Below are 13,369 nucleotides of genomic sequence, written 5' to 3' on the forward strand. Positions count from 1 at the left end.
CGTGCTTTTTATTATCGGCTTCTTCAAGTTTTATCTCAAACATAATACTAAAAATAATTTTAATTGATGTCTACCCAATTTAGTTCAAGGGTATCCCCGTGATGAATGTCAGAAGAAAAGGTTGTTTCATTATTATTTCTTACTAATACAGGTTTTTTACTCTTTGTATTGGATCGATCAATATGAACTTTTGAAAATACATCTTGGAAAATAAATGAGACACTTTCTTTTTTACTGACCGTAATTTTATCTTCATGTCGTAATTGAGAGTAAGCAGTGAGTAATTCTTTATCTCTGAAACACTCATAAAGATCTTTTTCCAAATGAACAGGTTGGTTATTAAACGTGACAATTATCTCTCTGTTAGCTGGTTCATATACTTTTTCTAATGCTGTTTTAAGTAGAATATCTTCATGAATGTCTTCTTTAATTTTGATGGAATCTGAATTTTTGATTGGTGTCGTATAGGATGCTTCCTTATCATTTATGAAAATAGTTGTTTTATTTTCGAATAATGTCACAGCCTGGTCATTGAGAAATACCTGAATTCCTTCTGAATCAAAGGAAGGCTCCTTGTTTTCGATAAAAGTAATAACATCTTTTACTGACGATGGTGGAACGTATTCAATAACGTCACGGTCTGCTAACGGTTCTTGCACATCCGTTATTTCTCCATTTTTATAAAGTATAAATGGTATATTTACCTGATCTCCATTGTAATAAATGGTTAGAAATTGTTTCGTATCCAATAAATCTTCAATGGTTCCTGTGGCATCTTTTCCACTAGCTCCTTTTTGTATTTCAATAACATCACCATGGACTAAAGGTGAATCAAGTTCTGTATCCTGACCGTTATTTCTTAGGATTGGTGGCGTACCATGTTCTCCAGGTATCGTAACTACCCTGTCATTGAACTTTATCATCATCGCCATTCCTGGTTTTCCAAAAAGCTTTGTAAGTTCTTGACCACTAGATAAAAGTCCATCCCCGACTGTTAATTTCTTAATGTCGAATAATCGAACCGGCTGGTCATTTACCTTAATGCTTATGTATTCTACAGGTGTTTCTTTTGCCGCAATGGCTATGCCGATTGGCGTGACAAGTTCAGGTGTGGCTTCATACTCATGTTCAAAGGTTAATCCTTTAATTGCGTCGATTCCTCGGATAGCAACTCTATTAGCTGGAAGTTGCAGATGCTCTGCAATCTTGTCAGTAAGTCCTGGAGTCATACTTCCTCCCCCGACTAACATGACAGCTTTTGGAGTTTTCCCGTTTAACGCTAATATTTCATCACTAATTTTTTCTGCTAATGAATAAATAGAGTTATCAATAGAAGCTACTATGTCATCCTTTGAATGATAGGTTTCCATCCCTAAAATATCAGTTAAAACCACTTCATCCTTCGTGGATAATTCTCTTTTTATTTTTTCAGCATCTGGAAAGTCCAAAAGGTACAGGTCACTTAGTGCTTCCGTTATCTCATCTCCTGCAGTTGGAACCATTCCATAAGCGGTTACTGTTCCGTAATCCGTAATAGCAATATCTGAGGTACCTGCGCCAATATCAACTAACGCTACGTTTAATCGTCGCATAGACGGAGGGATTAATACGTTAATTGCTGCAATAGGTTCTAATGTAAGGGCTTCTAGTTCTAAGTTTGTTCTTTGCAGTGCAGAAATAAGGGATTCTACGACTACTTTTGGTAAAAAAGTAGCAATTACTTCGACTGAGGCAGTATCTCCTCTTTGGTCGACAAGACTTCCTATTGGTTCATTATCTAAACGGTAATCAATAACAGAATAACCCACACAGTAGTCAGTAACTTTATAATTTGATGCATTTGTTTCATTGGCTAATTGAAATTGAGCTTTTTGAACAGCACTTAATTCCAAGTGTAAAATAGATGGCTTATCAAAAATTATTTTTCCTTTAATGTCGATTTGTTCCGAAGCACGCTTTGTTTTCAAAGATCTACCGGCAGCAGCAACACATACTTTAGTTAACAGACCGTATTTTCCTTCTAAAAACTCTTTTACCTGACTAATGACTTCGGCTACGGCAAGTACATTATGTATTTGTCCATCAAGCATGGATCTCTCTTCGTGTTCTAGGCTATATACATCGAGTACATGATAGCCTTTTAATCGTTTTTCAAGAATGAGACCAACGACGGAACGGGTACCTATGTCCAAGGCAAATACCAAGTCTGGTGACGATTCATTCATCTACATTCACCTCATTATATTTTAAAAATGGTTATTAAGATACATAGCACTTTATCCGAAACTATATCTAAATTTATTAAGACGCTTTCACTATTCTTACTAGCAATTATAACAGTTTTCTAGTGCTTAATTGAACATTATCAAAAAAAAATTTCTGAGATAAATAGCGGTAGATTAACCTTCAAACGCTTTAGCGCTTAAAAGCGGTTATCTAATAAAGGAAAAATGATGACATTTTACAATTTATCATATATAATGGGGCTACAATAAAAAAAGTCATTAGAAGAGAATTCAAAGAGAAAGAAATTTGAAATACTTACTAGAGGACTTTGTGCAAAGAGAGGAGATTTTTAATATGGGAAATGAACAATTGGAAGAGTTGAGAACACAGTTGGATGGAATTAATGATCAACTGTTAGAGTTAATTAATGAGAGGGCCAGTATCGCTCAAGAAATCGGTAAGGTTAAAGGTTCACAAGGACTTAACCGATTTGATCCGGTGAGAGAACGAAAAATGTTAAATTATATTGCTGAAAAAAATGAGGGTCCATTTGAAACAACTACCCTTCAACATATTTTCAAGGAAATTTTCAAAGCTAGTCTAGAGCTTCAAGAAGATGATCACTCAAAGGCAATGCTAGTATCGCGTAAAAAGAAGCCAGAAGATACTATCGTTACTATCAAAGGTGAAGAAGTAGGAAATGGTCAGCAACGTTTTATTGTGGGACCATGTTCTGTGGAAAGTTATGAGCAAGTAGACGAAGTAGCAAAAGCAATCAAAAAAGAAGGAATTAGATTCTTACGTGGTGGAGCATTTAAACCCCGTACTTCGCCATATGACTTCCAAGGTCTTGGATTAGAAGGTTTGAAGATATTAAAACAAATTGGAGATAAGCATGATCTTGCAGTAATTAGTGAAATTGTTACTCCACATGATATTGAAACAGCAGTAGATTACCTCGATGTTATTCAAATTGGTGCACGTAACATGCAAAATTTTGAGTTACTTAAGGCAGCAGGCAGTGTGAATAAACCAATCTTATTAAAACGTGGGCTTTCAGCAACTATTGCGGAATTCATCAATGCTGCTGAGTACATCGCTTCGAAAGGAAACAGCAATATCATCCTTTGTGAACGTGGTATAAGAACTTATGAAACAGCAACTAGAAACACATTAGATATTTCAGCAGTGCCAATTCTTAAACAAGAAACTCACTTACCAGTATTTGTAGATGTGACACACTCAACAGGACGCCGTGATTTATTATTCCCTACTGCAAAAGCAGCTTTGGCAGTTGGTGCAGATGGCGTAATGACAGAAGTTCATCCAGATCCAGCGGTTGCTTTATCAGATTCAGCACAACAGATGGATATTCCACAATTCCATGAGTTTATGGATAACTTAGAGAAATCCGGACTTTATAAGCGAGAAAAAACAGCAGTAAAATAAATTAAGAAAAACGCAAAGCGTCTTTTGTTAAATACAGCGTGATCTTTCGCCACCATCATTTAAGTGTCAAGGATGGATTTCCCTTGTCACTTGTGGCGTAAAGATAGCTGTCAATTTATAAAATATCTCTTTAAAAAGGATGCCTCAAAAGGTCAATAAGATCTTATGAGGCATTCTTTTCGAGCAATGAGCTAAGTCGCTCCTTTTTGTAAGTGGATAAATGATACAGAGCCATTATCTTTCATAATTAAAAGGGAAGAGCACTGAAAAAGTAAAATTAACTTTTCCAGTGCTCTTCTTTTGAGTAAATGGTAATATTATTTTATGAAAAGCGGAGAATGAATCGTGTATCATCCAAATAAAGGGATATTTATCCGTCAAATCCGGTTATTGATTAAGAATTTGGTAGATACTTATAAACATAACAGGTGTGCATGTCGATATAATGAAAGAATTTGCGTGCCTCCGAAAAGTGTCGTATCATAGCATTAAGTTATGAAAAAATGAAAGCCATAATATGTAAGATCCCAAGGAGGAGCAATTTATGAATATTACCATTTATGATGTAGCAAGAGAAGCAAGTGTATCAATGGCAACCGTATCCAGAGTAGTAAACGGAAACCCGAACGTGAAACCAACTACTCGGAAAAGAGTACTGGAAGCCATAGATCGTTTAGGATATCGACCAAATGCTGTAGCAAGAGGTCTTGCTAGTAAAAAAACAACAACAGTCGGTGTTATCATCCCGGATATTTCAAGTATCTTTTTCTCTGAATTAGCCCGAGGTATTGAGGATATTGCTACTATGTACAAATACAATATCATTCTATGTAACTCAGATCAGAATAAGGAGAAAGAAATTCATCTTATAAATACATTATTGGAAAAGCAAGTAGATGGTATTGTATTTATGGGTGGCGAAATTACTGCAGATCATGTAGATACGTTTAAAAAATCTCCAGCACCTATCGTTTTATCAGCTACAATTGATGATAAAAAAGAATTTCCATCAGTTAATATTGACTATAAGCAGGCAGCATATGATGCAGTTAAATATTTTATTGATCATGGTCATGAAAAAATTGCAATGTTAACTGGTACGTTGGAAGATCCGATTAACGGGTACTTGAAGTTTGCAGGATACAAGGAAGCACTTTTGGAAGCTGATATTGAAATGAATGATGATTTCGTTGTAATTGGAGATTACACGTATGACTCGGGATTAGAAGCAATGGAAACCTATTTGAAATTAGCGGACAAGCCATCGGCAATTTTCGCATCTACCGATGAAATGGCATTAGGACTTATTCATGGGGCTCAGGATGCTGGTTATAAGATCCCTGAGGATTTTGAAATCATCGGTTTTGATAATACAAGGCTAGCTACGATGGTTCGTCCGACATTAACAACAGTAGTACAGCCAATGTATGATATTGGTGCAGTATCCATGCGTTTATTAACAAAGTTGATGAATAAAGAAGAAGTATCAGATAGTGTCGTGCTATTGCCCCATCGTTTAGAAGAGCGGCATTCGACTTCCTTTCAGGAAAACGACTAAGGGAATCGTTTTCTTGAAATTATTTTATTATAAAAAGGAATTCGGTCCATTAAAAGTGTGAAAAAAGTAGTAAGAAGTATTCACATAACATGATTTTCCGGACATTTGATTATCTTCTTAATGGGGTTAATAAGAGACATCATGTAGGGTTAGGGTGAGGTTTATGAAAAAATTAGATATATTAACTCCAATTGGAATTTTTATTGGGATAACAGCTGTTTTGTTAGCTGTATACTCCAATACGGGTGGCGGATCGATCCTTGATTTTGTGCAAATTGCTTCTATACTGGTTGTATTTGGTGGTTTATCAGGTGCGATTTTAATTAACTTCTCTCTTGCTGATTTACGCCTTTTACCAAAAGTGATGAAAGAAGCATTTCAGAGTAAGAATCAAAATTTACAAGATCTAATTGATACTTTTGTAAATTTATCCGGGATAGCAAGGCGTGAAGGACTTTTAGCGCTTGAAGCTGGATTAGAGGATGTACAGGACCCTTTCATTGAGAAGGGAGTACTTCTTGCAGTAGACGGTATTGAACCCGATATCATTAAAGATATTATGATGGCTGAAGTAGTTGCTATGGAGGAACGTCACCGCAAGGGGCGTAATATCCTTGAAAAAGCAGGCGAGTATGCACCTGCTTGGGGAATGATTGGTACATTAGTCGGTTTAGTACTTATGCTTCAAAACTTAAATGATCCAACAACTCTTGGTCCAAATATGGCAGTTGCTTTATTGACAACGCTCTATGGTAGTCTTTTAGCAAACTTAGTATTCATACCTATGGCTAATAAACTGGCAATGAGCACGGAAGAAGAAGTATTTATTAAACAAATTGTTGTTGAAGGTGTTATTGGGGTTCAGTCTGGTCAAAATCCTAAAATTCTTCAAGAGAAGCTTAGTGCTTTCCTTCCAAACCATATGAAAGGAAAGAAAGAGGAAGATATAGAGGAGCCTGTATTAAATGAATAGGCGACCTCAATCCCGAGAAGACAAAGGTGCTCCAAAATGGATGGTCACCTTTTCAGACTTAATGACATTAATTCTTGTTTTTTTTATTATGTTATTTTCGATGTCTGTAGTAGATGCCAACAAGTTTCGAGCGATAGCAGAATCATTTCAGGATAGAGCAGTGTTTGATGGTTTTCCGTCTGTTATTCCTTTTGAAAATCCTTCTGATAATGCGGAAGTGAATGACGATACAGATGAATCACCAGATCCATTTGAAGAAACAACAGATCCATTTGAAGCTTATATAGACGAAGATGAAGAAAAAATGAATCAGGAATTAGATAATCTTATGGATGATGTTAATGAATTTTTAGAAGTGAATGAGTTAACTGAGGAAATTTCGGCTTCAAGAGATGATCGAGGAGTAGTTCTTGTTCTCCAAGAACAAGCATTGTTTGAGAGTGCAGCGGCGGAAATAATTCCCGATGCTTATCCGTTTTTGGATAAGGTCGGAACGCTTCTTGATACGATACCTAATATGGTGAAAGTAGAAGGACATACAGACAGTCGACCTATTAGTACAGCGCAGTTCCCTTCGAACTGGGAATTGTCAGGAGCCCGGGCAAGTAGTATTATTCGCTATCTAGTAGATAGTGAGTCCTTAGCGCCTGAGAGATTCTTAGCAGTTGGCTATGGAGATACTCGTCCAGTAGTACCTAATACAACAGTCGATAACTTACAACAAAATCGTCGAATTGTGATTGTCATTTCAGACCCAAATTATGGTGATGAAGACCTATATTAATAAAAAAGCTTAGAAAACTTCTAAGCTTTTTTTATTTGTTCCATTTTCAGCTTGGTGTTTTCAATCGAACAGAGAGGCTCGAATCCACTCTAGGAGGCTGCTTTCCGCGGCAACGACTTCAGCCAAACTCCTCGGGGTGGTGAAAGATCACGCTGTATTAAATGTCCAAGTTGCAGATACTTAAGAGTTTTTGTAAATATTTTGTTTGTCAAAAATCGGTTTAAGAGCTTTCAAGAGCATGCGTTCATTTTTTTCTATGATTTCTTTCTGTCTGGGAATATCCGGGTATATTCCTTCAGAGTCATGCCATTCCTCAGGTAATTTTACGGGAGCTTCTTTTTCCCATTGGCTGATCCAAGAGGATGGAATGGACTGAAAAGTCTTGTCCGTTTGTTCCGTCATTTCTAACCATAGATGAGACCAAGCCCTTGGCACGACTCGCCATATATCATAACCGCCACCGCCAACAGCAATCCATTTGCCATCGCAATACTCATGTGCAAGTTCATGTGCAATTTTTGGTATTTCCTGAAACATTTTCATCGTCCCGCAAAGATGAGTCAATGGGTCGTAATAGTGAGCATCCGCTCCGTTTTGAGTCAGAATGACATCCGGTTTAAAATAAGCGATGACCTCTCTTATTGCCGCTTTATAAGCTAACAACCAAGATTCATCCTCAGTAAATGCTTCAAAAGGTACATTAAAAGAGTACCCTAAACCTTCTCCATGACCTCGTTCATTTACGTGTCCAGTACCAGGGAAAAGAAACCTGCCACTTTCGTGAAAGGATAATGTGCACACATCAGGATCATTATAGAAAGCCCATTGGACGCCGTCACCGTGATGGGCATCAGTGTCGATATACAGAACTCTAGCATCATATTTTTTTCGAATATACTCTATCGCAACAGAACTATCATTATAAATACAAAATCCAGACGCCTTTCCACGAAATCCATGGTGAAGGCCGCCACCTAAATTTAATGCATGTTTATAACCATTGGTAAATACTTGATCAACAGCCTCTAATGTTCCTCCTACTAACCACGCTGCCGCATCGTGCATTTGCGGAAATACAGGAGTATCCTCGGTACCTATTCCATATGTTGTTCGGTATGAAGAGCGAAATTGTCCCTCACTAGCACCAACAACAGCCTGTACATAGTCTTCATCATGTACCAATAATAGCTCATCTAAGGTAGCCATTCTAGCGGGAATAATCGTTGAAGGGTTTAACGCACCGATTTTAAACAGAAGGTCATTTGTAATAGATAATCGGTCCTGATTAAACGGATGATCTTGATGAAATTTATATTTTAATTGCTCCGGTGAAAAAATAAATGCTGCTTCTTCTTTCATACTTTCATCTCCAAATCTACAGGCCAGATTACTTCATACCTCTTCTTTTTCAATGTGTTGAGAAGGGGTCGCATATTCAAACTTTGAATGCGAAATACGAGTATTTTTTTTTCGTTCGTTTCAAAAGATTGATAGACGAGAGCACTTTGAATATTTAGCTGATGATCACTAATAATTGAAGAAACTTCTGCTAATTTACCAGTTTCATTTGGTACTTCTACTTCCAATCTGGATGTAGGCAAATTTGCTCCTGTGAGACGAACCAGGGTATGCAAAAGATCAGTCTCTGATATAATACCTTCGAGTTTCACATCTGTTTCAACCGGAAGACAGCTAATCTTATTTTCTATCATCGTGTGAGCAGCTTCTTCTACAAAATCATCCGGCATTGCTGTAATCACATCTGTGATCATTACTTTAGAAACCGGTAGATTATGAAATTTCTCATTGTTATTTTCAAAAATTGATGGCTTCACATCACGAAGGTCTCTATCTGAAATGATTCCTATAAGGTAAGAATTTTCATCTATAATAGGTAAATGTCGAATTCGATTTTTATCCATCAGTTCTATGGCTTTGTAAACAGGCATAGTCGGATCAGCTGATATAACTTCTTTTTTCATAATGTGATGTAGGTTCAAAAGAAATTCATTCCTCTCATAAAAGATAAGCAAGTTAAAATTACTTTGGCATCAAAACATATATTTGTGTTTAAATCGAACCCTATTAAACTCATGAACTGCGTCAGGACCAACTCTCTTGCCGATTCTTGCCATCAAACAGTTAGCGGGGTGAGAACATATTTCGGGATCGTCCGTGGCATACCATTCCAATCCGCCGGTATTCATGACTTTTTCCATTACTTTTCGATAATCCCATATAGATAGTCCGGTGCCTCTAAGGTCCCAATGCCAATAATATTCGGTTGTGATTATAATATAGTCTTCAACAGCATCATCTGACATAGACACTTTTAATAAATTTTTGGCTAGCTGATAACCACGGTATTTATTTGAAACTTCGATCGCACCTAACTCTAGTAAATTGTCCAACTTGACTTCTGACCATCTTTCTAACGGATCCGGATACAGAAAAATGGCATATCCGACAATTGTATCTCCATCACGAGCAATAATAATTCGACTTTCTTCGAGTTCTGCAACCTTCAGCAAGGCAACTTTCTGTTGTTTAGGAGGTCTAAAAGCAACTAGGTTATCGTCGAAAGCGCTGTCATTTAGACGTTCTTTTGTTATTGGGCCTTCAATCACTATCTCATTCCCATCTTTCGTTTGAATAGTTAGTGAATGATGTCGCTTTTTGTGTTTCATAGCCATCTCACCCTTCAGGCATTTACGAATTGTAACCTTTCTTTTACTATACCATAACCCTATCTTTTTGAGGAAATGCCAAGGGATATCATATAGGTGAACTAATTCATTATTGGTGTGACTTGTGGAGTACTAAAAGAAGCGAAAGGCGGCGACGATGCATGCAGGAAAAGGATCAAACGGTCTTCATTCGAAGAGGCTGAAACGCTTCCCATGGAGAGAGAGCACGGGCCGAAAGCGAACTAAAGCGCCTTTCTGTTCTTTTGTAATTAAAACAATCAAAAGAAAAGGACACTGAAAAAGTAATATCGACTTTTCAGTGCCTTTTCTGTTCTTCTGGTGTCAAAAATGTAACCTACGTTCTTAATTCAATTTCCTGTGCTGTTAGCATTGTTACTGGTGTTTGAATTACTATTGTTGTTACTGCCATTGTTATTAGCACTTTCGTTATCATTGGATTGAACCTCATTACTAGTCTCATCTTCTTCTTCTTCTTCTGGAGTAGCATTAGAGTTGTTATTTTCAGAGTTATTAACATTATTGTTACCTTCAGGTTGTTCAGGTTCAGGCTCAGGCTCAGGATCAGGTTCCGGTTCTTGTTGATTGTTTTCATTTTCTGCATCTGGTGCACTGTTATTGTTATCTGTATTATTATTTGCATTATCATTGGCATTGCTATCATTATTATCTTGACCTTCGTCTTGGTTATTTTCTTCAGGCACTTCTTCTTCCACAGGTTCTGGAGCACTGTATGTGCCCATGATGACTTCTGCGCTTCTGGAAGATTCTCTACCAGCAGAGTCTACGGCAGTCACATAGTAAGCACCTTGGCTTCCTGAGTAGCTGTTACTCTCATCCCAACGAACACTGCCTACTTTGGTAAAACTAGAGCCCTCTTCAGCAGAGTAGTAGATGCGATAGCCGACAACATCTCCATCAGGATGGTTATTCCATGAAACATTCCCATTTGAAGATGATACGGATTGCAGCGAACCTGGTGTTTTCCCATTATTAGGAGCCTCACGATCAGGAACAAGATTATTCCAGTCATCTGGTATATATTCCGAAATATCACCATCTTCAGCAAAGTCGAAAGAGTCTTCATCAATGGATACGCCACTTTTTGTAAATTCATTTGGCGTAGAATCAAGTGCTTTATAGACCCCGCCAGCTACAGTTACGTAATCAACTCGCTGTAAACTGTCATCTGTTTCTGTTGGAACATACCTTGAATCAAATATGTCTGTTGTAACAAATCCAGCCTCGCGACATAAATCAGATGCAAGCTTGCCTGATAGACCGCAAATAGTTGCACTGACAATCCCACCAGGAGACTCAAAACTCTCCTCAGGTGCCATTAGATCAGGATCAACCTCATGGGCAGCATTAGCAAGGGCAGCCCAAAGCTTTTGTGTGCGCTGTCCATAGCTTAGACCATAAGCTTGTTGATCAATAGGGGTACTGTCATCATAGCCTAGCCAAATACCTTGTGTAACATTAGGATTTAAAGCTACAAACCAGGCATCTTTAACATCTTGTGTAGTACCTGTTTTTCCCGCCCAGTCTGCACTAAAGTTTAAATATCCCGGAACAGCTGAACCGGTACCCGGAGATTTCAAAACATCGCGCATAACGTCGAGAGTAAGATAGCTTGCTTGTGGTGAAATTACTTCCACTTCATTTTGCTCTTGTTCAAAGACAACGTCACCATCAGCGGTTTCTATTCTGTCAATAATATGGCTCTCGAGTCGTTTTCCATCATTAGCAAACGTTGAGAACGCACTTGTATTCGCTTCAGTGGATAAACCTAATGTCCCAAGAGGTGTGCCTTCAAATGGTTCTCCTAGGGCCATAAAATCTTCAAAACCGTAGTTAAACATTGCTTGTTGTGCTGTTTCATAATCAACATCATAAAACTCTCTAACGGCAGGGACGTTTCTTGATCTCACAAGGGCTTCTCTAGCAGTGATTAACCCTGAGTGCCTGAAATCAAAGTTATTAACAGTTTTCCCGGCATGTCTGTATTCAAAAGGAGTATCAGGAGTGATGAAGGCAGGTTGTAACGAACCTGTTTCAAAACCAAGGGCATAGGTCAATAACGGTTTCATTGTCGATCCAGTGTGCCGTATTGATTGAGTAGCGTGACTGTAGTTTTGAACGTCATAATCCCGACCAGCAACAAAACTGATAATTGCCCCTGTTTTATTATCTATTAAAACAGAACCTGTCTCTTCTAAGATAGAAACTTCTTCTGTTTCTCCATCCTCAGAAGTGACTTCTTCTGTTCGATCCACAAAGTATTCATAATCAGCAACTGCTTGCTGCTGCGCATCGTAAATCTCTTTATTAATAGTAGTATGGATTCTATATCCATTTCGTTGAAGAGCTTTCGCAGCTTCTTCTGCATACCTGTTTTCTAATAGTTGGACTCGGGATTCATCCTCAATTTCGCTAAGATCAATGTCATCTTCTTCCATCAAAACAATAGCTAACTTATCTACTGCCCGATTACGAACCTCATCAGTAATGAATGGGTATGCCTCATAGCTGCTAGGTTCAGGTTCAGTGAAATTCGCCCGGAAATCGTAGTCATTTGCTTCTTTTAATTCTTCCTCTGAAATATAACCTTTGGAAAGCATGCTGTTTAAAACGATATCCATTCTATTTAAAGCAGCTTCAAAATCTTCCTTTACTTCGCCATCTCCGGTAAACGGTGTATAAGCAAAAGGACTTTGAGGTAACCCCGCGATAAATGCTGCTTGTGGGATATTTAAATCAGAAGCATCCACTCCAAAGATTCCTTGTGCGGCTGATTGAGCACCAGCAATTTGTTGACCTGAAGCATCTCGGCCAAATGGCACAATATTTAAATATGCTTCAAGAATGTCTTCTTTTGCAAAGAAATTTTCTGTTCGCAGAGCCAACAGAATTTCAATAGCTTTGCGATCATGTGTTACTTCACTAGTAAGCAACTGATTTTTAATTAACTGTTGGGTTAAAGTACTACCACCTGTTTGCGTGGATGCGTTTGAAAAATCTTGATAAACAGCACGAAATAGTGCTTTCGGAACGATTCCATTATGTTCGAAAAAATATTCGTCTTCCGTAGCGATAACAGCATCGATTAAATGAGGAGAAATATCCTCCAAATCTACTTCACGTCTTTCCAGTGGACTTGGCATATCACCCAAGTATTCTTCACCAGCAAAGTATATTTCAGTTGCTTCTTCATAGTCGTAAATGCTTTGTTCCATTTGTTCAAAGCTTTGTATAGGTTCGTCTTGAACCAATGAAGCGAAGTATCCAGCACCAGCGCCACCGGCAAATGCTGCACCAACTATGCCCAGGATCGCAATAATTAAGAATAAGTTCCAGAATACATTAGATGTTACTCGGACACCTTTTAATACATATCTCGGCTCTTTCCGTTGAAAGAGTTTTTTTAACGAAAATCGGTCTTCACTCATCGTTCATACCTCCTAAAAAGTCAATCATATTATAGCATATTAGTTAATTGATAAGTATAAGTAAACGAAATAAGTTTTATGTTTTTATTGACTTAGTCTGTGATATTGTGGTAAAAATAATAAACATATCAATATGATACTTGCATTCAATGAAGAGGACCTAGTAGTTAATGTCTCCCTGTTTCAGAGAACCGGTGGTGCTGTGAACCGGTACAAAGACAGAAA

Annotated in this window: 9 protein-coding genes and 1 other annotated feature (1 of these 10 only partly in view); of the genes, 4 read left to right on the forward strand and 5 right to left on the reverse strand. The window is 37.8% G+C overall.

Annotation, left to right across the window (positions count from 1 at the left end; translation table 11 throughout):
- Positions 1–59: 59 nt before the first annotated feature.
- A complete protein-coding gene (locus tag CEF18_RS01440; protein WP_110934826.1) occupies positions 60–2,225 on the reverse strand; it encodes a cell division FtsA domain-containing protein in 2,166 nt (721 codons plus the stop codon).
- A gap of 355 nt (positions 2,226–2,580) precedes the next feature.
- Between CEF18_RS01440 and CEF18_RS01445 the strand changes: the two genes are divergently transcribed.
- From CEF18_RS01445 to motS, 4 genes are all read left to right on the forward strand, one after another.
- A complete protein-coding gene (locus tag CEF18_RS01445) occupies positions 2,581–3,675 on the forward strand; it encodes a bifunctional 3-deoxy-7-phosphoheptulonate synthase/chorismate mutase (RefSeq protein WP_110934827.1) in 1,095 nt (364 codons plus the stop codon).
- Between the two features lie 544 nt (positions 3,676–4,219).
- Positions 4,220–5,233 carry a catabolite control protein A gene (ccpA, locus tag CEF18_RS01450; protein WP_110934828.1) on the forward strand — a complete coding sequence of 338 codons (1,014 nt, stop codon included), beginning with the start codon at positions 4,220–4,222 and terminating at the stop codon, positions 5,231–5,233.
- Positions 5,234–5,396: 163 nt separating this feature from the next.
- Positions 5,397–6,206 (forward strand): flagellar motor protein MotP, encoded by an 810-nt coding sequence (gene motP, locus CEF18_RS01455; RefSeq protein WP_110934829.1) that lies wholly within the window; start codon positions 5,397–5,399, stop codon positions 6,204–6,206.
- Entirely contained in the window at positions 6,199–6,990 is a 792-nt protein-coding gene (motS, locus tag CEF18_RS01460) for a flagellar motor protein MotS (protein WP_110934830.1), read from the forward strand. The genes motP and motS overlap by 8 nt, the downstream gene beginning before the upstream one ends.
- A 180-nt stretch (positions 6,991–7,170) precedes the next feature.
- On the opposite strand, the gene CEF18_RS01465 is transcribed toward motS, so the two are convergent.
- The 4 genes from CEF18_RS01465 to CEF18_RS01480 form a co-directional block, all read right to left on the reverse strand.
- Positions 7,171–8,349: an acetoin utilization protein AcuC gene (locus CEF18_RS01465; RefSeq protein WP_110934831.1), complete on the reverse strand. Its 1,179-nt coding sequence runs from the start codon at positions 8,347–8,349 to the stop codon at positions 7,171–7,173.
- Complete coding sequence (locus CEF18_RS01470; protein ID WP_110934832.1) at positions 8,346–8,990, reverse strand: CBS and ACT domain-containing protein; 645 nt, start codon at positions 8,988–8,990, stop codon at positions 8,346–8,348. Before CEF18_RS01470 ends, CEF18_RS01465 begins: the two co-directional genes overlap by 4 nt.
- A gap of 51 nt (positions 8,991–9,041) precedes the next feature.
- Entirely contained in the window at positions 9,042–9,677 is a 636-nt protein-coding gene (locus CEF18_RS01475; RefSeq protein ID WP_110934833.1) for a GNAT family N-acetyltransferase, read from the reverse strand.
- 368 nt (positions 9,678–10,045) lie between these two features.
- The gene (locus CEF18_RS01480) at positions 10,046–13,144 is read right to left on the reverse strand and encodes a transglycosylase domain-containing protein (protein WP_110934834.1); all 3,099 of its coding nucleotides are present in this window, start codon (positions 13,142–13,144) and stop codon (positions 10,046–10,048) included.
- Between the two features lie 140 nt (positions 13,145–13,284).
- Positions 13,285–13,369, forward strand: a binding site (T-box leader); it runs 121 nt beyond the window's last position.

Origin of the sequence: Salipaludibacillus neizhouensis, assembly GCF_002886185.1 — a bacterium.
Taxonomy (GTDB): domain Bacteria; phylum Bacillota; class Bacilli; order Bacillales; family Salisediminibacteriaceae; genus Salipaludibacillus; species Salipaludibacillus neizhouensis.